This window comes from Nonomuraea roseola, assembly GCF_039535395.1.
GTDB classification, from domain to species: Bacteria; Actinomycetota; Actinomycetes; order Streptosporangiales; family Streptosporangiaceae; genus Nonomuraea; species Nonomuraea roseola.
This window is the reverse complement of sequence record NZ_BAAAXC010000015.1, coordinates 4,459,742-4,479,579: the sequence shown is the minus strand read 5'-3', so window position 1 is coordinate 4,479,579 and position 19,838 is coordinate 4,459,742. Positions and strand designations below refer to the sequence as shown.

The following is a 19,838-nucleotide window of genomic DNA, read 5'->3' as shown; positions in this document are numbered from 1 at the left end:
TCGATCCGCGCTTCTATCCTCCGTTCGTGGAAAAGCTCTTGAGTGCCATGGAATTCAGAATTCTGGGCGCGCTCGACGTGATAAAGGATGATCGCCCTCTAACGGTCAGATCCGGCAAGCAGCAGGCGCTGCTGGCCCTCCTGCTGTGCCAGGCGGGCAAGGTCGTCCGCAGCGACGCGCTGGTCGACGCGCTGTGGGGCGACGAGGCGGGCGAGCAGGGCGTCAAACGCCTGCGCCTGCACCTTCACCGGCTTCGACGCACGCTCGGCTCCGCGGAGGCCATCGTCCACCGCGCCCAGGGTTACGCCCTCGACATCCCCACCGGCTCGCTCGACGCCCATCGCTTCGAAAGCCTCGCCCACCAGGGCAGACAGGCGCTGGCCTCGGGCCTGGTCGAAAGGGCGAGCGACCTGCTCCACACCGCCCTGGCCCTGTGGCGCGGCCCCGCGCTCTCCGGCCTGGAAGGGCCCCCGTTGCTGAACCAGGAGGCCACCAGGCTGAACGAGGAGCGGCTGTCGGCGCTGGGCGACTGCATGGACGCCGACCTGCGCCTACGCCGCCACACCGACCTCATCGGACGGCTGTCGGTCCTCGTGGAGGAGCATCCGCTCCAGGAGCGCTTCCGCGGCCAGCTCATGCTCGCCCTCTACCGCGCCGGCCGCCAGGCCGAGGCTTTGGAGGTCTACCGCGCGGGCAGGCACATCCTCAGCACCGACCTCGGCCTCGAACCCGGCGCCGAGCTACGCCGGCTGGAGCTTGCCATTCTCACCAGTGACGCCTCGCTGGCGGCCTGCACGCCCACCATGAGAACGGTCCACACGAGGCGGCGGCGCACCCGCTGCCCCCGTTGCTGACTTTCGTCGCGTCGTAGCGGGTGCGGGAATCGAACCCGCCTTGTGCGGCTTATGAAACCGCCGAGCACACCAGCACCCTCACCCGCCATGACGGCTCGCACGCGACGCCCTAACGTCGCGTGCGAGCCTTGTGGCACATTCGGCTGCGGTACATGAGGAAAGCATCCCGAATTACCCCATTAACCCGCAACTGCATTTAAAAATCGGACATAACGGACAAAGTCGGACAGCTATTTACAACTCTTAGACGAAGTCCTATCGTCACCTCATCGCTCCTCCGAAAGTGAGACAACTCACAGTGCTCAGACGAACGACGCGAGACATCAGACGCGCCAACCGGATCGACGTGCTGCGCCGCGTCTACGCCTTCGGCCAGGCCTCCAGGCAGGACATCGCCAGGCACTGCGAGCTGAGCTTCGCCACCATCGCCAACGTCGTGAACGACCTTCTCGGCTGCGGCGCCCTGGTGGAGGCGGACTTCCAGGACTCAGGCGGCGGCAGGCCACGAGCCGTGCTGACCCCCAACACCGCGCGCGGCCTGCTGGTGGGGGTCGACATCGCGGAGACCTACGTCCACGTCGACCTGTTCGACCTCGCGCTGAAGGCGAAGCACACCAGCGAGCACCCGATCGGGCCCGAGACCAACCAGCCGCAGGAGGTCGCCGACCACGTCGCGCAGGCGCTCGACACTCTGCTCGCCGAGTGCGGCGCCTCCAGGACCGACGTGCTGGGCGTCGGGGTGAGCGTCCCTGGCCAGGTGGATCCGGACAAGGGTGTGTCGGTGTTCGCGCCCGGCTGGGACTGGCACGACGTGCCGTTCCTGTCCGTCCTGCGCCGGCGCATCGACCTGCCCGTCTACCTGGACAACCCCCTCATGGCCAGCACCGTGGCCGAGCTGTGGCTGGGCGCGGGCCGCGAGGTGGACAACCTGGTCTGCATCACCGTCGGCACCGGCGTCGGCGCGGGCATCGCGATCAACGGCTCGCTCTACAGGGGCACCAACAACGCCGCGGGCGAGTGGGGCCACAGCGTCGTCGTCTTCGACGGCCGCTCCTGCAGGTGCGGCAGCCGAGGGTGCGTGGAGGCCTACGTCGGCGCTCCCGGCGTCATGCGCACGCTCATGGAGGTCGACAGGTCGAGCCCGCTCTACCACGACGGCGACCAGACCGCCTGCATCGAGGCGCTCGGCGCCGTCCACGGCGACCCCGCCGCGACGGAGACCATCAAACGCACCGCGGGACACCTGGGCGCGGGCGTCGCCAACCTGATCAACATTCTCAACCCCGAGGCCGTGGTCGTCGGCAGCTGGGCGGGCCTGGCCCTGGGCCCCCGGCTGCTCCCCGAACTGCGCGAGGTGGTCGCGGCGCACGCCCTCGCCAGGTCCAACAGCGCGGTCCAGCTGCGCCTGTGCGACATCCCCGGAAATCCGGTCAGTCTCGGCGCCGCGATCTTCGCCCTCGAGGGCTTCCTCGACGAGGCGCTCACCCGACCGGCAAGCCGTACGAAACGCTGAGAGGCCCGCATGAAAATCCCCCCGAAAGCCGCCGCGGCGGCGCTGGCCACCGGCCTTCTCCTCACCGCCTGCTCCTCCTCCGACCCGCAGACCGGCCCTGACGGCCAGGAGCGGATCCAGCTCACCATGAGCATCTGGGGCAGCAAGGAGGACGCCGCGACCTACACCGAGCGTCTGGCCCTGGCCCAGAAGAAGTTCCCGAACATCACCGTGAAGCTGGAGCACACGCCGGGCTCGGGTGACTACGACCAGAAGATCCAGACCTCGCTGGCGGGCCGCAAGGGCCCGGACATCATGCAGTTCGCGGAGAACGTCCACGTCTTCTCCAGCAAGAACCAGCTCGCCCCGCTCGACGACTACCTCGCCAAGGCCAAGGTCGATCTCTCACAGCGCTTCGGCGACCGGGTCAGCGCCGCCTACCAGCGTGAAGGCAAGACCTACGCGATGCCCGACCGCAGCGGCGCGATGGTCCTCTACTACAACAAGAAGGCCTTCGACGAGGCGAAGCTGGACTACCCGGACGCGAGCTGGACGTGGACCGACTTCCGCTCCGCCGCGCAGAAACTGACCGTCCGCGAGGGCGACAAGGTCACCAGGTACGGCTTCGCCGCAGGCGACTGGTGGCCGTGGTGGCTGACCTTCATGAAGCAGAACGGCGGCGAGGTCATCGACGCCTCCGGCAAGCCGGTGGTCAACTCGCCCGCCAACGTCGAGGCGCTGACGTTCTACAACGACCTCGTCCACGTCGACAAGGTCGCCCCCTCCCCCACCGACTACGCCAACCTGGGCAAGGACATCGGCCCCGACCCGCTGTTCGCGCAGGGCAGGGCGGCCATGCAGCTGACCGGCTTCTGGAACATCGGCGCGCTGAAGGCCGTGCCCGACATCCAGTGGGACATCGCGCCGATCTGGCAGGGCAAGCAGCGGGCCACGGTGGCCTTCGGCAGCGGCCTGTCGATCAACAACAACAGCGAGCACAAGGACGCCGCCTTCCAGATCGTCGACTTCCTCACCAGCGAGGAGGGCCAGCGGCCGATCGTGGAGAACAACCAGGACGCTCCCGCCAACCTCGCGCTGCTCGACAGCGACGCGTTCATGAAGTCGAGCGACGCGAACATGGGCGCCTTCAAGGAGTCCACGGCGATGGTCTACACGCCGCCGATCGGGCCGCACTGGAACGAGATGCAGAAGGTGTTCACCGACGCGCTCGGCCCCTTCTTCCAGAACAAGGCCGACGCCAGGACGACCCTCGACAGAGTGCAGAAGGAACTGCAGACGCTGCTGGGCACCGGCTGATGACCGCCACACTCGAACGGGCCCCCGCCACGGTGAGGAAGGCAGGGGCCCGCACCCCCCGCAACCGCGAGGCGCTCTGGTTCTACCTGCTGGCCTCGCCGTGGATCGTCGGCTTCCTGGTGCTGACGCTCGGCCCGATGCTCGTGTCCGCCTACCTCAGCCTCACCGACTGGGACCTGTTCAGCTCGCCCGAGTGGCTGGGCCTGGACAACTACGTGAAGCTGTTCACCGCCGACCCCGTGTTCTGGAAGGTGCTCGGCAACACCGCCTTCTACGCCTTCCTGTCGGTGCCGCTGTGCATGGTCGCCTCGCTCGGCGTGGCATACCTGCTCAACAAGCCGCTGCGCGGGATGCGGATCTTCAGGACCGCCGTCTACCTGCCGACGCTGGTTCCCCTGGTGGCCACGTCGATCCTGTTCGTCTGGATGTTCGCGCCCGACACCGGCCTGATCAACAGCTTCCTCGCCCTGTTCGGCGTCGACGGCCCCGCCTGGCTCCTGGACGCGGCGTGGGTCAAGCCCGCGCTGATCCTGGTGTCGGTGTGGCACATCGGCACCTCCGTCATGCTGCTGCTGGCAGGGATGCAGGGCGTTCCCAGGCACCTGTACGAGGCGGCCGCGCTCGACGGGGCCGGCCAGTGGCACCAGTTCAGGCACGTCACGCTGCCGATGCTGACCCCGGTGATCTTCTTCAACCTGGTGATGGGCATCATCGGCGCCTTCCAGGTCTTCGCCCAGATCTACATCATGACCGGCAACGGCAGGACCAAGGGCGGGCCTGACAACGCGAGCATGATGATCGTCCCCTACCTGTTCGACCACGCCTTCCGCTACAACCACATGGGCTACGCCTCGGCCATCGCGTGGGTGCTGTTCGTCATCCTGCTCGCCCTCACACTCGTGGTCATCCGCTCCTCGAGCCTGTGGGTCTTCTACGAGAACGAGGTGCGCCGCAAGTGAGAGCGCTCCACTACGCCACCCTCACCGTCCTGGCGGCCGTGTTCACCGCGCCGCTGCTGTTCATGGTCTCGATGTCGCTGTCGAGCGACGCCACCTCGGCACGCGCGGAGTTCTCGCTCTGGCCCACCGAGTGGGAGTTCGGCAACTTCGTCACCGCCTTCACCTCGGACCTGCCGATGGGCAGCTTCCTGCTCAACTCCCTGATCCTCACCGGGTTCGCGGTGCTCGGGCAGGTCTTCGTCAGCGCGATGGTCGCCTACGCCTTCGCCAGGCTGCGCGCCCCCGGCAAGAACGCGCTGTTCGTGGTACTGCTCTCGACGCTGATGCTGCCCGCCGAGATCACGCTGATCCCCCAGTTCACGCTCTTCTCCGAGCTCGGCTGGGTGGACACGCTGCTGCCGCTGATCGTTCCCAACCTCTTCGGCGGCGCCTACAACATCTTCCTGATGCGGCAGTTCGTCTCGCGCATCCCACGCTCGCTGGACGAGGCCGCGGCTCTCGACGGGCTCGGCTACTTCCGGATCTTCACCAGGATCGTGCTGCCGATGATGAAGCCCGCGCTGATCGCGGTCGGGATCTTCACCTTCTCCTGGAACTGGGGCTGGTTCATGGGCCCGCTCATCTACCTGAGCTCGCAGGAGAAGATGCCGCTGGCCCTGGGCGTGCAGGTCATGTACGCCACGGGAGGCGCAGGCCAGGTGCCGCCGTGGAACCTCGTCATGGTGGGCTCCCTCGTCCTGACCCTGCCCATGATCGTCGTCTATTTCTTCGGCCAGAAGTACATGCACGAGCTCAGCGTCACCGCGGGCTCCGACCAGAAATGAGCTCTCCCCTGAACGTCCGCGTTGCCGACGGCTGCCTCCTCATCGACGACGAGCCCAGGCTCCTGCTGTGCGCGTCGCTGTTCTACTTCAGGATCGCCCGCGGGCAGTGGCGCGAGCGGCTGCGGGCCGTCCGCGAGTCCGGCTACACCTGCGTCGACGTCTACTTCCCGTGGAACCACCACGAGCTCGCGCCGGGGGTCTGGGACTTCGACGGCGAGCGGGACGTCGCGGCCTTCCTTGCCGCGGCCCACGAGGAGGGGCTGCTCGTGCTGGCCAGGCCCGGGCCGTACATCTGCTCGGAGTGGGACGGCGGCGCGCTGCCCGCGTGGCTGCCGCTCACCGAGGGGCTGCGGCTGCGCGACAACGAGCCGCTCTTCCTCGACCGGGTGCGCGACTGGTTCGACCGGATCATGCCCATTCTGCGTGACGCCGAGGCCGTCGTCGCCGTGCAGTTGGAGAACGAGCTCGACTTCTTCGACTGCGCCGACGTGCCGGGATACATCGGCGCCCTGCGGGACATGGCGCTGGACCACGGCATCACGGTTCCGCTCATCGCTTGCGCGGGACAGGGCGACCTGGCCAGGGCCTCGGGCGAGACGCGAGGCGTGCTGCCCGCCGCCAACTTCTATCCCTCCGACGACTCCCTCGCCGTCGAGTCGGTCGCCGACGTCTACGGCGAGTGGCTGCGCGCGCGTGGGCTGCCCCTGCTGGTGACCGAGACCAACAGGGCGCACGTCACGCTGCGGCGGCTGCTGTCCACGGGGGTCCGCCTGCTCGGCCCCTACCTGCAGGTCTCGGGCAACGACTTCGGCTTCACCACCGGCGTCACCAACTGGGGCGACCCGCTGGCTCTGCTCACCAGCGACTACGACTTCGGCGGCTACCTGTCGCCCTCCGGGGTCAGGCGGCAGGAGTTCGGCGAGGGCAGGTTGCTGGCAGGGCTGGTCACGGCGCTGGGTCCCGCGCTGGCCGCCGCCGTCCCCGCCGACGCCGGCGAGCTCAAGGTCCGCGCCGACTTCCCGCTGCCCGACGGCGGCCCCCGCGCGCTGGCACTGGCGGGCGGCGGGCTCCTGCTCGCCCTGGCCAACCCCGGCGGGACGGCAGGCACCGCGACGATCGGCGACTCGACCGAGGTGCGCGTCCCGGCGGGGAGCTGCCCCTTCGTCCTGCTCGACGTCCCGCTGCACGGCACGCTGATCAGGCGGGCCACGGCCGAGCTCGTGCACGCCGCCCCCGGCCTCCTCGTCTTCACCGGCGACTCCCCCTGCGAGGTGGTGCTCGCTCCCGGCGAGGGCGACGTCGTCCTGGAGTACCAGGGAAGGGGCACCAGCGAGACCAGGGTCGGCGAGCTGCGCGTGCTCTTCCTCTCTCGCGCCGACGCCGCCGCCTTGAAGGGGATCTCGCCCGAAGGGTCGCCGGTCTTCGACGACGTCGAGCCCACCGTCGAGGCGCCCGGCGCGCCCGCGCTCCGCCGTACGGCCTTCGAGCCGGTGGGGCCCGCGACCGCGCTCGGCGCCGCGCCCGTCCGCCCCGAGAGACTCGGCGCCTATCGCGGCTACACCTGGTACGCCGCCGAGTCCGAGCCCGCGGACTCCTTCCTGCTGCACAGCGCGTCGGACGTGCTCTCCCTGCACGTGGGAGGGCGCTACCTCGGCACCGTCACCCCCGGCGGCGGCTTCGCCAGGCTGGACGGCCCCGCGGGAGGCCGGGTGGAGGTCAGGACCGAGATCTGGGGTCATCCGAACTTCGACGACGCCAGATTGCCAGCGCTCAGGCTCGGCTCCCTTCGCGGCTTCGACGCGGTCACCGCCGTCCGCTCGACGAGGGTCCTCGGCCCGTGGCGGTTGCGGTCGGCCGAGGGAGGTCCGCCCGTGGGCGCCGCCCCCGCGCCCTTGGCCCCCTGGGGCGGCTGGATCACCGCCCATCGCCCCGACGACACCCACTACGTCACCGATCTGCTCCCCGACCCCGGCTGCGACAGCTGGATCCTGCACCTGGACGGCGTGGCGGCGCATGTGGAGGTCCGCGTCGACGGCGTCGACCTCGGTGTGGTCAACCCGCGCGACCCGTACATCGATCTCACGCCCGCGCTGGATCCTGGTGTGCCCGCCCGCCTCGAGCTCACGCTGCGCCGCCGCCACGGCGAGAGCGCGGGCGAGGCCGTCCTGCTGGAAGGGCGCCGGGCGTCGCAGTGGTCGGCGAACTCGGCCGACGAGGCGGCGCTGTGGCAGGCCGCCACCAGCACCGGCCCAGGGACGGAGACCGACCTCCCCGTACGGCTGGCTCCCGGCGAACTGTGCTGGCTGCACGCCGATCTCACTCCCTTCGCGGGCCGCACCTGGACCGTCAGGCTCACCGGCGAACGGATGAAGCTGACCGCCTGGTTCAACGGCCGCGTCGTCGGCAGGCTCTGGCTGCCCGGCGACCCGCGCCCCTCCATGCGCGGCGGCGACCCCGAGCTCCTCACCCTTCCCGCTTCCTGGTTCGCGCCCGCGGGAGGCGACCGGCTGTCGCTGCTGGCCGAGTCCGTCCACCGGGACCTGCCAGGACAGCTCACCGGCATCGCGTTCGGCCCTTGAACGACCCCTCAGACTCGTAGCGCGTGCGCCCGTCGCGGTAGGCGGCCAGCTCGAAGATGCCGTGCCCCACCAGCCCCGTTATCCGCCGCCCTCCAGAACGCGGGGTCAGGGGCGGCGGAAGACGAGTGCCAGCGAGCGCAGCGCCAGCACGAAGCCGACCAGCAGCAGCGCGCAGCCGACCAGCGCGAAGAGCCGCAGGCTGGGGGTGATCATCGGCCCCGTATCGGCGGCCATGAGCACGATCGCGCCCAGTGTCGCCGCCGCGGCCAGGATCGCGACGACCACCTGCTGGACCAGCCCGGTGAGGTAGCTCCTGTCGCGCTGGTCCGACAGCGACCTGACGTTGACCGTGATCCTGCCCTGCTCCAGATCCTCGGCAAGCTTGTTGATCCGCCTGGGCAGCCGCTGCAGCACGGGGAGGTATCCGGCAAGGCGGCTCTCCAGGTCGGCGCGGACCGCCTCGGGCGCGGTGGCCTCGCGCATCATCTCCCTGCCCTGCTCACGGGCGGCTTCCACGACGTCGAGGTCGGGACTGATCAGGCCGAGGGTCCCGTCGAGCGCGGCCAGCGCCCTGAAGGCGGCGGCGATCTGCGGCGGTACGGCGAAGCCGTGCGCGTGGACGAGCCCGAACAGCGAGGCGAACATCCCCGAGCTGCCGCCCCTCCCGAGCCCCGTGCGGTAGCGGACCATCAGCTGCCCGAGTTCGCGTTCGAGCTCGCGCTCGGCCAGGCCCTCCGGCCTGTCCAGCATCTCGATGAGCGCGTCGGTGGCGGCGATGGCGTCGTTCTTGTCGATGGCGAGCAGCAGCATGCCGAGGGCGTTGCGGGTCGCCTGGTCCAGGCGGCCGACCGAGCCGAAGTCGAGCAGGCCGAGCCCGCCGTCGCCGGTGATGAGGATGTTGCCCGGATGCAGGTCGGCGTGGAAGACGCCGGTGCGGATGAGCTGCCTGAGGATCTCGCTCAGCAGCCGGTGGGCCAGGGCCTTGCGGGCCTGCGCGGGCATCGCGGCCAGCAGCGCTCCCGCGCTGCCCACGGGGGTGCCCTCCAGGCGCTCCATGACCAGGAGCCTGCTGGTGGAGTGCCGCTCGTAGGCGGCCGGGACGTCGACGCCGCCGTCGAGCGTGGCCGCCACGCCGCGCAGGTTGTCGAGCTCGACGGTGTAGTCGAGCTCCTCCTCCAGGGAGGCGGCGAACCCCTCGGCCAGCCTGGTGACCCGCAGCGACCTGCCCCAGAGGGTGGCCCGCTCCAGCCACCTGGCCAGCCTGAGGATGATCTCGACGTCCGAGGTGACCTGCTTGCGCGCGCCTGGGCGCTGCACCTTCAGCACCACCGGCGTGCCGTCCAGCAGGTGGGCGGCGTGGACCTGGGCGACCGAGGCCGCGGCCAGCGGCTCGGGCTCGACGCTCGCGAACACCTCGGCGAGCGGCCTGCCGAGCTCCTGCTCGATGGCCTGCTCGATCTGCGTCCACGGCTCGGGCGTCGCCCTGGTCTGCAGGGAGGCCAACTGGTCGGCGAAGACCTCGGGGATCAGGTCGCGCCTGGTCGAGAGGGTCTGGCCGAGCTTGACGAAGGTCACGCCGCCCTCGTTCAGCGCGTCGCGCAGCGAGCGGGCGACCTTGGCCTGCCCCTCGAACGACCGGCGCCGCCCGCCGAGGTAGCCGCTCAGCCCGTGCTTGGCCGCGATGCGGATCACCTGCGTGTAGCGCCTGCCCCTCCGCCTTCGCGCCTTCCAGCCGCGCAGGAACGTCATGGGGGACGGCAGCGTGCCGGTCGGGACGAAGACCTCGAGCAGCACCAGGACGATCAGCCCGATGACGAAGACCCACGCGGCGATCAGCGAAAGGATGACGAAGAGCGTCCCGAGCGGGACCACGACCTCGCCGTCGACGAAGGAGCCCGTCAGCTCGCCGAAGTGGCCGACCGCCCACGACACGGCCGCGCCCATGAACAGGCCCATGACGATCGAGCGCGGCCAGCCGACCGGCACGCCGAGCGCCCGTCTGGCGAACAGCGCGACGAGCAGCGCGTTGAAGATCGGACCGAAGAAGGCGAGCAGATCGGGCACGTCAGTCCTCGTCGCCCTCGTCGCGCTTGTTGTCGTTGTCGCCCTTGTCGCACTGATCGCCCTTGTCGAGTTTGTCGCCCTCGTCGCGCCTGTCGTCGTTGTCGCGCTTGTCGTCCTCGTCGCGCCTGTCGTCCTTGTCGCCGCCCTTGAGGGCGTCGCGGATCCGCTCCTCTTCCTGGTCGATCCAGCGCATCGTGGACTTGGTGAAGTGCTTGCCGTACCTGAAGAGCAGTTCGGGCGCGCCCAGCGCGGCGGCCTGCTCGGCCTCGGGCAACTGGTCGCCGGGAAGGACGGCGTCGATCACGTTCTCGAACTGGGCGAAGAGCTTCTTGCGCTCGTCGAGGAGGCGGCCCACCACGTCGGGGCCGCTGCGCCCGGCGAAGAAGAGCTTGACGAGGTTCTCGTCGCGGATCTGGACGGGCGAGGAGATCGACTCCAGCCACGACCGCAGGGCCGTCCTGCCCTCGTCGGTGATCTCCCATCGCTGCCGCGACCTCGGGCCTTCGGCCTCGCCGACCGCCCTGATCAGGCCCAGTTCGGCCAGGAAGCGCAGCTGCGGGTAGAGCTGGCCGTTGCTGATGCCCCAGAAGGCCTCCATCGAGCGCTTGGCGGCACGCAGGATCTCGTAGCCGGTCTGCGCCTTCAGCGACAGGAACCCGAGGATCGCCCAGGCGGTGGGGGTGAGCTCGACGTTGTCCATGCGCTCATCGTAATACGTCTGCCAGACATATGTGTGCTTATATGTCTGGCAGACATATAATGGACCCCGAGCGCACGGTCTTCCGCGCGGCGTCGGTCTCGAAGCTGGTCACCGCGACGGCCGTCATACGCCTGGTCGAACAGGGCAAGCTCGACCTCGACACGAACGTCCAGAAGTATCTGGACTTCAGGGCGCCCTTCCCCCGGGCCCGTCACGCTTCGGCACCTGCTCAGCCACACCGGCGGCTTCGAGGAGCGGATCTCCGAGTTCCTGGACACCGACCAGGCCACCCTGCCGACGCTGCGCGAGTTCGTCGCCGACGCGCCGCCCGAGCAGATCTTCGAGCCAGGCACCGTCCCCGCCTACTCCAACTACGGCAACTCGCTGGCCGGATACATCGTGCAGCGCGTCTCGGGACAGAAGTTCCAGGACTACGTCCAGCGTGAGGTGCTCGACCCGCTCGGGATGACCTCCTCGACCTTCGCCCAGCCGCTGCCCAAGGCGCTGAACGACCGCCTGGTCAGCACCGTGCCGTTCGAGTTCATCCCCGACGCCCCCGCGGGCGCGATGTCGAGCACCGCCGCCGACATGGGACGGTTCATGAACTTCGTGCTCGGCGGCGAGGGGCCGCTCAGCCGTACGAGCGTCGAGACCATGCTGCGCCCCGCATTGGGCGCCGACCGGCTGGGCACCCTCGCCGAGGGCCCGCGCGCCTCGCTCGGCTTCCTCGACCGCGGGCGCAACGGCGGCGCCCTGCCCGCCGCCCAGCCGACCGCGGCCGCGCACGCCGCTCTCGCCGAAGGCGCCTACGTGTCCTCCCGCCAGCTGCGCAGCACCTTCGGCAAGGTCATCCTGCTGTCCGCCCAGGCCACGCTCACGGCCCAGCCCGACGGCACGATCAAGGCCGACATCCCCGGCACGCTGGGCCGTGCCGGCCACCACGGCGGGGCCGTCCAGGCGGTACGCCCTGCTCGGCGCACTGGCCGCGCTCGTCTCCCTGGCGGGCTGGCTCCCCCTGCTCCAGCTGGTCAGCGCGAACGCCGTCACGCTGCGCGTGTGGCAGGTCATCACCCTGGCAGGGGTTCTCGGCCTGGCCGCCGCGCTGTGGCACCTGTGGCGCTCGCGCCGGATCCGGACGGTGCTCCTGGTGCTCGCGCTGGCCTTCTTCACCTGGTTCGCGCTGACCATGAACCTGCTGAACCCGGATATCACCTGGTAGAACCGCGCGCTTACGCGCGGCCGTCACGAGGCGAGGAAGAGGTCAGCACGTAGCTTCCCTCACTCGACAGGCCCTCGACGGTGTAGCCGTCCGCCAGTGCCATCCGTATCGCGTCGCGGACGGCCAGGCGCCAGCGGGTCGCCAGTGCCAGGTCCGACGCGCGCAGCGCCTCGACGTCCTCGGGTACGGCGACCAGCAGCGGCGAGCCGTCCCGCACGGGGGCCTCACGCAGGACCGGCTCGTCACCCGCCCTGCCGACCACGGGAACGGCCGCGCGGAGCACCGCCTCGGGCACAGGAGAGGGATCGCCCGCCGCGGCCGCCGCCGCCCTGGCCGAGTCCAGCCGCCAGACCACGTAGAACCGGTCGCTGGCGTCGCCCCTGTTGATCCCGTCGCGCATCGCGCCATAGAAGTCAGGCAGGTAGTCCACCGCCCTGGCGCCCAGCCTGTGCAGGCTGAAGTGGGCGTTGCGGCCGATCAGCGGGTCGAAGGTCCAGTGGATCTCCGTGATCCCCCTGGCCGTCGCCCACGCCCGCTGGTGCTGCTTGATCGCCCGACCCACATGGAGACCCCTGTGACCCGGCAGGACGCCGGTGATGTAGGAGCGCAGGGTGCCGTCGCCCGCGAAGAAGGCGACCGTGGCGCCCACCAGCTCGCCACCCACATACGCACCGGCGACGTAGTTCCCGGCGTGCGCCAGGGCCCTGATCAGGCTGGGTTCCAGCGGCTGGTGGGAGGCGCCGCCGCCGCTCCACACCCTGGTGAACAGGGCGGCCGCCGCCTGCTGCTCGGCCACACAGGACAGTTCCCTGACCCGCGGACCCACGTCAAGAACGTCAGCCATGTCCCCGTCCCTCTCGTCCTCGCCTGATCTCGCGACGGGAACGCTAGACGGTGGCAGGGGCCCTGGCCTCGGCCGTGGCGACGAAGGCAGGGCGCTCCTTTGGTGCCACAGCTCAGTCCATCGACCAGACCCCGAGGGCGGGGGCCGCGCGCCCGTCCCGCTACGTCGCATCCCCCGGCCCGGGGACGGCGCCGCGGTCGTCGGAGATCTCCGCCCGCGCCCTGATGGACGACGTCAGGGCGTCTCGCCTGCGGTCCTGGCCTCGAGCGCGTGGAGGACGGCCACCATGTCGGCCTGGCCGTGCCCCAGCGCGACGGCCTCGCCGAACAGGGCGTGACAGACGTCCAGCAGGGGCGAGGCGATGCCCGACGCCCTGGCCGCGTCGGCGATCAGCTGGTTGTTCATCAGGACGTCCCTGGCCGCGGCCTGGACGGCGAAGTCACGCGCCAGCAACTTGGGCGCCTTCATCCTGGAGACGCCGCTGGCCATCGGGCCGGCGTCGAGGACCTCCAGGAACTGCGCCCTGTCCAGCCCGTGACGATCGGCGAAGTGGAAGGCCTCCGTGAGGCCGGTGACCATGGTGATCAGGAACAGGTTGACCGAGAGCTTCATCAGCAGCGCGCTCGGCACCGGCCCGCAGGTGAACCTCTCGTGGCACATCGGCCGCAGCAGGGGGCGCACCGCCTCCACGGCCGCCCGCTCTCCGGCCAGCATCGCCACGAGCTGCCCGGCCTCCGCGGGCTTGCGCGATCCGGAGACGGGGGCCTCGACGTAGAGGCCGCCTGCCGTACGGACGTCGGCTTCGAGCCCGCGTGAGTAGCCCGGCGACGTCGTCCCCATGTGGACAATCGTGCGCCCTGCGACGTTCGCCCCGAAGTCGGGAGTGCCACGGCCCAGGGCGGAGTCGATCGCGGCGCCGTCGGCCAGCATGAGGATGACGGTCCTGGCGCGCTTGAAGACCTCGGCGGGGCTGCCCGCCACCTCTGCTCCGGCCTCCCGCAGCGGCTCGCACCTGGCGGGGGTGCGGTTCCACACGACGAGGTGCGTGCCCGCCCTGGCCAGGTTGAGCGCCATGGGCTGCCCCATGACGCCGAGTCCGATGAAACCCACGTCCACGACGCACCGCCGTCTCCGCGTCCGCTATGACACCCGTCATAGTAGTAGCCTTATGACACTCGTCATAGAGGAGGAGGCTCATCGTGGCGGTTTCCGAACGGGGGCCGCGCGAGCGGATGGTGTTCGGCGCGGCTCAGCTCATCCGGCGTGACGGGGTCACCGCCACGGGCATGCGCGACGTGGCCGCCCACGCGCAGGCGCCGAGGGGGTCGCTCCAGCACTACTTCCCCGGAGGCAAGGAGCAGCTCGTCAACGAGGCCGTGGCCTGGGCGGGCGCCTACGCGGGCAAGCGGGTCGCCCGCTTTCTCGGCGAGCTGTCCGAGCCCTCGCCCAGCGGGCTGTTTGCCGCGATGGTGCGCCAGTGGACCGACGAGTTCGAGAAGGCCGGGTTCGTCGCGGGCTGCCCCGTCGCCGCGGCGACGGTGGACTGCGCCGACTCCAGCGACTCCGTCAGAGCCGCTGCCGCCGCCGCATTCGCCCACTGGAGCAGCGCGGTGGCCCAGGCGCTGGAGGGGATGGGCGTCCCGGGCCCCAGGGCCGGGTCCCTCGCGACCCTCATGATCAGCTCATTGGAGGGAGCGATCCTGATGGCCAGGACCGAGCGGGACGTGCGCGCCCTGACCACCGTGGCGCGCGAGCTGGGGCCGCTCCTGGACGCCTGTGTCGCCCCCTCCTCAGGATGAGCCGCTGGTGGCGAACCGCTCACCCCCGCACGAGTCAGGCTGACCCTCGGGACGGCGGCGCCCCTCCCCGCGGACGGTCTGGATGCGCGCGGTCGCGGTGGCGAGCCCCTCCTGCACATCCCAGAACAGTCCGCGCCGCCGCGTCTCCTTTTCCATGCGCTCCATTGAACAGGGCGCCACCGACAACTGCTCGGGCCGTCGCCCTAGCGGGTCAGCAGCTCGTGCAGGCGGCGTGCCGTCCGCACGAAGCCGCTCGACCCCGTGCGCGCGGCCACCTCGGCGACGGCCGGGATCGGGCCGCGCGCCCCCGCCCAACCGGCGGCCCTTACGGCGAAGCCGAGGATCTGGGTGTGCCCGGAGTGCGCCCTTTCGTCCGTGCCGGGCAGGAGGACCGGCAGCATCCCCGCGACAAGCTGCCAGATCTCGCGGTGGGCGCCCTGCCTGGCGCAGTCCTCCAGGGACTCAAGGACGCCTCCGAGCTTGACCCCGGTCCTGCGCAGCACCAGCCCCAGCTGGCGGCCGCACTCGACGGCGGGCAGGCTGCCGCGCGCCACGGCTCTGAGCAGCAGCGTGGTCCCGGCATCACGCGCGTGCCAGGGCCCTCGCTCGGCCAGGAGCCTGGCGAGCAGCAGAGCCAGCCCTTCTCCGGGGGGACCGTCTCCGTCGACGAGCGCGGCGACGTACCGGTGGAAGTATCCGGGCCTGTCCCACTCGTTGAGCAGATGCGGCAGCAGGTGCATCGCCACGACCTCCCGATCGGCGGGCAGCAGCATCGGCCAGGACTCCATGTAGCGCCCGTGCCCCTCCCAGTGGTAGGGCTCCGGATCGGACAGCAGCGCGTCGACGATCTCAAGACCGGTGGGCTCGATCGCGATGCGGGGCTTGAGGCGGGACGAGTAGCGCTCGCCGGGCTGCTGGTCGTGGGTGTAGTCGCCGTCTCCGTGTGCCCAGTCGACGCGGGTCACCGGCTCCGGCCTGTTCGTCAGCCAGCCGACCAGGATGGCGCCCGCCCGGGTGCTCAGGGCCCGCGCCCGCGCTGCCACCTCGGGCGCGACCTCGCGGGGCACCCGGAGCAGCGCCTGCTGCAGGTCGAAGGGGAGCGCCTCGGCACCCGCCCGCTCGTAACCCTCGAGCCTGGCCACGAGCACCGCCGGGTTAAGGTGGCCGTCCGTGCGGGTCGGCGTGGCCAGCAGGTACGGCGGAAGCGTCCCGGCCTTGAGCGCGGCGTGCACCTCCGCGCACCGGCGGAGCATGACCAGATGCGGCATGGAGACGTTCTTGGGCAGTCTGTCGCGTGGCGGCTCCGGCTTCCTGTCGCGGGTGGGCCAGTCGCCCGTCATCGCCATCGAGAACCCGAGGATCCCGCCGCCGATCGGCTCGGCCTCCTCGACGTGCTCCAGATTGCCGAGCGGCACCCAGTGCGCGTTCAGATCGGCCGTGATGCTCTCCCGCACGGCGGCGGGCAGCTGCCCGAACTCCACCTCGAAGTGGCCTTCGGCGGTGCCGACCCCGAGGCCGCGGCGAGCGTACGCGGGTGGCTCCTCAGGCTCGGGAACGGGCGGCTCCTGACCTGGCGCGGCGGCTTCGCGCAGCATCGCCTCCGCCCACTCCTCGAGGTGGTGCCACTCACGCCGGTCGTAGAGGGAGGTCTTCCCCTTCACGGGCCTTCGCCTGGCCGCACCCTCACCGACGAACCACGCCAGCCAGCTCTCGAAGGCGACCCCGCCCTGCGAGGGCGCCCGCTCGGCCGGTGACGGAAAGGGTTCGGCCCGCTCGTCGACGGCAGGGAGCTCTCCCGGCTGGAAGTCGTCGGCCTCGGCCTCGGTGACGACCTCACCGCCGAACGCCTCGGCCAGCCGTACGGCCAGGTCGGCGGGGAGGACCGCGCCGGCCTCGCGGACCGCGTCGGCCCCGAGGGGCGTGAAGCGGCGAGCGTGCTTGACCGCCAGCCGTACGGCCCGCTCCCGCACGTCGTAGGAGTCGCACAGGAACGCCGAGCCCAGCGCGGGGGCCAGATGGTCGAGGTCGTCCGCCGCCGCGCGGGCGGCCCGGTCGAGCCAGGTCAGCCCGGCGCGCACGAGCTTGCTCTCGGCGCGGAACAGCAGTGCCTCGATCGCCTCGTTGAGGTCGTCGGCGCCGAGACCGACTCCGCGCAGCTGCCGCAGGGCCAGCTCGGCCACCGGCCCCGGGGCGGCCGGCAACAGCCGCAGGTAGTCGCGCGTGTACGGGGCCGTCTCGTCCGGGGCGGGCAGCAGCAACTCGTGCAGGCGGGCGAAGAAGCGGAGGTCCGTGGCGCCGCCACCGCGCAGGAAGCGGCTGACGCAGCCGTCGAGCAGCAGCTTGCGGTCGATCCTGCCCTCCTGTTCGAGCCGTCGTAAGGCGCCCAGCCAGGAGCCTGAGGCGCCGGGATCGGCGGGGTCGTCGCGCAGCGTGTTCCCCACGCCCTCGGCCTCGAAGAGCCGCGGCAGAAGGTGGGCGAGGAGGGGATCGTCACGAAGGGTGGGCACCGCTCCCCTGCCCTGGTCGTCCCAGGTGAGCGCGTCCGTCCATCGATCGCTCCGGGAGTCGGGGCGTGATCGGCGGGCGGCGGCGACCCACGCGACGACGAGCGGGTCGTGCTCGGGAGGTTCGGCTCCGCTCCCGCGAAGCAGCTCCAACGCGAGCTCGGCCGCGTTGCCCGTGTCGCGCCGTCGCGTCGCGCGGATCCGCGTGGCCAGCCTGACCGCCAGGTCGGCCTGCCACTCGGCCGGACGCTCGCCGATGACGCGCAGGATCGGGCCGAGGTCGTCTGCCGCCTCCACCAGGTCTCGGCGGTGCAGCCAGGCGGCGACCGCCGCGGCTCCGCCGATCGTGCCCGCGCCGGCGACCCGCATGGGCTCGATCCACTGGTCGCGCTCGCGCCAGTCGACCCACTGCTCATACCGGTAGTGATGGCCCGACCACCACTGGGCGTGGGCCTGCTCCTCCGACAGGCCACGCTCCATCGCCTCGCGCAGGAAATCCTGCTGGGCGCGCTCGTAGCGCCGGTGCGCCTCGGCCTGCCGCGTCTCGTACCGCTCGTGCGCCCTGCGCCTGGCCGTGGGAAGGTGGCCGGGCAACTCGGCCGCGACCTGCCTGCGCTCGGCCTCGTCCAGCCGGACCACGACCTCCGCCACCCGGCCGGCCTGACCGCTGTCGATCGCCTCGGCCACCGCCTCCCACGCGTCCGCGCGCTCGGCCTGAACCGCATCCGCCTGCTGCCCCGCGCTCATGCGCTCACCTCGGCCTCGACCGCGACCCTGGCGGCGATCCTGGCCGCGAGGACGTGCTTGCACGGTCCGCGCGAGCCTCTGTGGTCGAACCACCACTCACAGGTGCAGCTCCCCTCCGCGATGCTCACCCGACGGACGCCGCCGGGGGTGGTCACCTCGGCGGTCGAGCCGTCGAGCCGCACGGCGCCGGAGTCGACGAGCGCCCTGGCCGCGGTGAGCCTGGGGTTGAGCTCGGCGACCTGGTCTCTGTCGTAGGGCAGCTCCCTGTGGAAGTGCGAGGCCTCGTGCAGGTCGTAGCCGACGCGCCCTGCCGTACCGAGCTGGGTGAGGGCGGCCCGCACGCGCGAGGGCGAGAGCCCTGAGCGGTCGGCCAGCAGGCCGATCTCCACCGAGGGCTCGAAGTTGAGCAGCATGCCGATCACGTCGGCGTCGCCGGCCGCCTCGTCGGTGGACAGGTCGTCGAGGACGGCGCCCTCGCCGGAGAAGCCGCGCCAGGGCTGGGGGGAGATCGCCAGGGTGTAGCGCATGCCGGGCAGCTCGAGCTCCCACGCGCTCGCCTCGAACTCGCTCCCGGCCGCCGGGCCGTACACCCGGAGGGCCTTGGCGAACCTGAGCAGCGGCATCAGCGTGGTGATCCGCCCTGCCCCCGACAGGCAGACCGCGCCTGACGTGGGGCCCGAGACCACCCGCAGGTCGCGCCCCGCGGGCGCGACCCAGACGGTGGCCTTGGACGCGCGCGGCAGGCTGCGCAGGAAGCGCACCGCCTGCGGCCCTCGAAGCTCCGCGCGCAGGTCGAAGCCCGCGGCGATGACCTGCACCTCGGCGAAACCGCGCAGCCAGCGCGTGGGCAGCGGCACCTTCTTCTCCACCACCGCCCCTTCGAGCGTGGTGACGGTCAGCTCGTCGGGGCCCACGCCCAGGTGCAGCGGATCCTTCCCGCCGACCCTGACCAGCGCCTCGCGCAGCGGACCGTTGACGTCGACATTGGTGGTGCCCCTGTCGAGCACCTCACCGTCGAGCGCGTCGAGGTCGAGCCTGGCGTAGACGCCGCCGCACGCGGAGAAGGACTCCAGGCGCAGCCGCTGCCCGTCGCAGGTCACCACGGGGTCGCGGGTCCAGCCCGGACGCGGCTGGTGGTAGCGGGTCATCGCCACGTCGGCCAGCGCCAGCAGGCCCGCGGCGGCGGGCGCGGCCTCGGTGATCAGCCCGCTGAAGAAGCGAGGATGGGCCTGGGGGCCGGACAGCGCCCGGCCACCGGAGGTCGACAGGTCTAGCCTGGAGCCGTCAAGGGTCGAGGGCCCCGCGTAGGAGTACGCCTGCACCGCGTTCGTCATGCCGGGGACATTAGAGATCGTCACCGACAGTTCTACTTCCAGAACACCGCCACCGCCGCGGTCAGCATGGCGAGCGCGCCGACGCCGTAGATGGCCAGGACCTGTCCGCCTGGCGTGACGACATACCCGCGATATACCGCCACCTGCGACGCTCGCCACGACAAGGTCCGTCCGAGTGGAGAACCGAATGCGGAAGATCGCGGCAGCCCTGGCAGTGGTAACGGGCGCCTTCATCCTGACGAACGCCAGTCCCGCGCACGCGTGGCCCAGCGGATGTACTGCGTGGAAGAACATCGACACCAACGAGGCCAAGGCCAAATGCACGGGCGGAACGGGCCACGTGCGAGCGCTGGCGTACTGCACCGCCAACCCGAAAACCGGATTGGGCGGCTACGTCTACGGTCCTTGGGTGACTCCGAAGAAGTACACGAGCGTGGCGGAGTGCCCATCGACGGGCGCGAAGTACATCGTCGCCGCAGGTTACGAGCGGGCCAACTGGTAGAGGCACAACGCCTGCCCAGTCCCACTTTCCACGAGCACCGTTGGGGGAAACCTACGGCCAACGGCCGCTTGCGTCGGCCTCTCAACAAAAAACCCCAGCT

The 19,838-nt window shown here is 70.9% G+C and carries 15 protein-coding genes, 1 tRNA gene and 1 pseudogene; 9 read left to right on the top strand and 8 right to left on the bottom strand.

Going from position 1 to position 19,838, the window contains the following annotated elements:
- The first annotated feature begins 47 nt into the window (after nucleotides 1-47).
- On the top strand, nucleotides 48-854 hold the full coding sequence (locus tag ABFX55_RS44695) for an AfsR/SARP family transcriptional regulator (RefSeq protein ID WP_346129788.1): 807 nt from the start codon (nucleotides 48-50) through the stop codon (nucleotides 852-854).
- 14 nt (nucleotides 855-868) lie between these two features.
- Here ABFX55_RS44695 and ABFX55_RS44690 read toward each other — a convergent pair.
- Nucleotides 869-941: transfer RNA gene (locus ABFX55_RS44690), tRNA-Met, on the bottom strand.
- 211 nt (nucleotides 942-1,152) lie between these two features.
- On the opposite strand from ABFX55_RS44690, the gene ABFX55_RS44685 reads away from it, so the two are divergent.
- The 5 genes from ABFX55_RS44685 to ABFX55_RS44665 are packed head-to-tail and all read left to right on the top strand — an operon-like array spanning nucleotide 1,153 to nucleotide 8,025.
- Entirely contained in the window at nucleotides 1,153-2,367 is a 1,215-nt protein-coding gene (locus tag ABFX55_RS44685; RefSeq protein WP_346129786.1) for an ROK family protein, read from the top strand.
- A 9-nt stretch (nucleotides 2,368-2,376) separates the two neighbouring features.
- Nucleotides 2,377-3,663: an ABC transporter substrate-binding protein gene (locus tag ABFX55_RS44680; RefSeq protein WP_346129784.1), complete on the top strand. Its 1,287-nt coding sequence runs from the start codon at nucleotides 2,377-2,379 to the stop codon at nucleotides 3,661-3,663.
- A complete protein-coding gene (locus ABFX55_RS44675) occupies nucleotides 3,663-4,622 on the top strand; it encodes a carbohydrate ABC transporter permease (RefSeq protein WP_346129783.1) in 960 nt (319 codons plus the stop codon). The genes ABFX55_RS44680 and ABFX55_RS44675 overlap by 1 nt, the downstream gene beginning before the upstream one ends.
- Nucleotides 4,619-5,446 carry a carbohydrate ABC transporter permease gene (locus ABFX55_RS44670; protein ID WP_346129781.1) on the top strand — a complete coding sequence of 276 codons (828 nt, stop codon included), beginning with the start codon at nucleotides 4,619-4,621 and terminating at the stop codon, nucleotides 5,444-5,446. Before ABFX55_RS44675 ends, ABFX55_RS44670 begins: the two co-directional genes overlap by 4 nt.
- Entirely contained in the window at nucleotides 5,443-8,025 is a 2,583-nt protein-coding gene (locus tag ABFX55_RS44665) for a beta-galactosidase (protein WP_346129780.1), read from the top strand. Before ABFX55_RS44670 ends, ABFX55_RS44665 begins: the two co-directional genes overlap by 4 nt.
- 105 nt (nucleotides 8,026-8,130) lie before the next feature.
- Here ABFX55_RS44665 and ABFX55_RS44660 read toward each other — a convergent pair whose 3' ends face one another.
- Nucleotides 8,131-10,089 (bottom strand): ABC1 kinase family protein, encoded by a 1,959-nt coding sequence (locus ABFX55_RS44660; RefSeq protein WP_346129778.1) that lies wholly within the window; start codon nucleotides 10,087-10,089, stop codon nucleotides 8,131-8,133.
- Nucleotide 10,090: 1 nt separating this feature from the next.
- Entirely contained in the window at nucleotides 10,091-10,789 is a 699-nt protein-coding gene (locus tag ABFX55_RS44655; protein WP_346129776.1) for a PadR family transcriptional regulator, read from the bottom strand.
- Between the two features lie 29 nt (nucleotides 10,790-10,818).
- Between ABFX55_RS44655 and ABFX55_RS50095 the strand changes: the two are divergent.
- Nucleotides 10,819-12,061, top strand: a pseudogene (locus tag ABFX55_RS50095) (serine hydrolase domain-containing protein).
- Here ABFX55_RS50095 and ABFX55_RS44640 read toward each other — a convergent pair.
- Both ABFX55_RS44640 and ABFX55_RS44635 read right to left on the bottom strand, forming a co-directional pair.
- Nucleotides 12,019-12,852 carry a GNAT family N-acetyltransferase gene (locus ABFX55_RS44640; protein WP_346129770.1) on the bottom strand — a complete coding sequence of 278 codons (834 nt, stop codon included), beginning with the start codon at nucleotides 12,850-12,852 and terminating at the stop codon, nucleotides 12,019-12,021. The pseudogene ABFX55_RS50095 and the gene ABFX55_RS44640 sit on opposite strands and share 43 nt — an antisense overlap.
- 234 nt (nucleotides 12,853-13,086) lie before the next feature.
- On the bottom strand, nucleotides 13,087-13,968 hold the full coding sequence (locus ABFX55_RS44635; protein WP_346129768.1) for an NAD(P)-dependent oxidoreductase: 882 nt from the start codon (nucleotides 13,966-13,968) through the stop codon (nucleotides 13,087-13,089).
- A gap of 83 nt (nucleotides 13,969-14,051) precedes the next feature.
- On the opposite strand from ABFX55_RS44635, the gene ABFX55_RS44630 reads away from it, so the two are divergent.
- Nucleotides 14,052-14,651, top strand: a complete 600-nt coding sequence (locus ABFX55_RS44630) for a TetR/AcrR family transcriptional regulator (RefSeq protein WP_346129767.1) — start codon at nucleotides 14,052-14,054, stop codon at nucleotides 14,649-14,651.
- On the opposite strand, the gene ABFX55_RS44625 is transcribed toward ABFX55_RS44630, so the two are convergent.
- From ABFX55_RS44625 to ABFX55_RS44615, 3 genes are read right to left on the bottom strand one after another with little or no spacing between them, the layout of a single operon-like run.
- The gene (locus ABFX55_RS44625) at nucleotides 14,643-14,807 is read right to left on the bottom strand and encodes a hypothetical protein (protein ID WP_346129765.1); all 165 of its coding nucleotides are present in this window, start codon (nucleotides 14,805-14,807) and stop codon (nucleotides 14,643-14,645) included. The two genes, ABFX55_RS44630 and ABFX55_RS44625, sit on opposite strands and share 9 nt — an antisense overlap.
- Nucleotides 14,808-14,854: 47 nt before the next feature.
- Nucleotides 14,855-17,902: a DUF7824 domain-containing protein gene (locus ABFX55_RS44620; RefSeq protein WP_346129763.1), complete on the bottom strand. Its 3,048-nt coding sequence runs from the start codon at nucleotides 17,900-17,902 to the stop codon at nucleotides 14,855-14,857.
- A complete protein-coding gene (locus tag ABFX55_RS44615) occupies nucleotides 17,899-19,236 on the bottom strand; it encodes an SWIM zinc finger family protein (protein WP_346129761.1) in 1,338 nt (445 codons plus the stop codon). Before ABFX55_RS44615 ends, ABFX55_RS44620 begins: the two co-directional genes overlap by 4 nt.
- A gap of 187 nt (nucleotides 19,237-19,423) precedes the next feature.
- On the opposite strand from ABFX55_RS44615, the gene ABFX55_RS44610 reads away from it, so the two are divergent.
- Nucleotides 19,424-19,738, top strand: coding sequence for a hypothetical protein (locus tag ABFX55_RS44610; protein WP_346129760.1), 315 nt, complete (start codon nucleotides 19,424-19,426; stop codon nucleotides 19,736-19,738).
- Nucleotides 19,739-19,838 lie beyond the last annotated feature (100 nt).

Bases quoted from the DNA above. Each gene is read 5' to 3' on its own strand.
- ABFX55_RS44695 (WP_346129788.1), top strand. From the start codon at position 48: ATGGAATTCAGAATTCTGGGCGCGCTCGACGTGATAAAGGATGATCGC.
- ABFX55_RS44680 (WP_346129784.1), top strand. From the start codon at position 2,377: ATGAAAATCCCCCCGAAAGCCGCCGCGGCGGCGCTGGCCACCGGCCTT.
- ABFX55_RS44675 (WP_346129783.1), top strand. From the start codon at position 3,663: ATGACCGCCACACTCGAACGGGCCCCCGCCACGGTGAGGAAGGCAGGG.
- ABFX55_RS44665 (WP_346129780.1), top strand. From the start codon at position 5,443: ATGAGCTCTCCCCTGAACGTCCGCGTTGCCGACGGCTGCCTCCTCATC.
- ABFX55_RS44655 (WP_346129776.1), bottom strand. From the start codon at position 10,789: ATGGACAACGTCGAGCTCACCCCCACCGCCTGGGCGATCCTCGGGTTC.
- ABFX55_RS44640 (WP_346129770.1), bottom strand. From the start codon at position 12,852: ATGGCTGACGTTCTTGACGTGGGTCCGCGGGTCAGGGAACTGTCCTGT.
- ABFX55_RS44625 (WP_346129765.1), bottom strand. From the start codon at position 14,807: ATGGAAAAGGAGACGCGGCGGCGCGGACTGTTCTGGGATGTGCAGGAG.
- ABFX55_RS44620 (WP_346129763.1), bottom strand. From the start codon at position 17,902: ATGAGCGCGGGGCAGCAGGCGGATGCGGTTCAGGCCGAGCGCGCGGAC.
- ABFX55_RS44615 (WP_346129761.1), bottom strand. From the start codon at position 19,236: ATGACGAACGCGGTGCAGGCGTACTCCTACGCGGGGCCCTCGACCCTT.
- ABFX55_RS44610 (WP_346129760.1), top strand. From the start codon at position 19,424: ATGCGGAAGATCGCGGCAGCCCTGGCAGTGGTAACGGGCGCCTTCATC.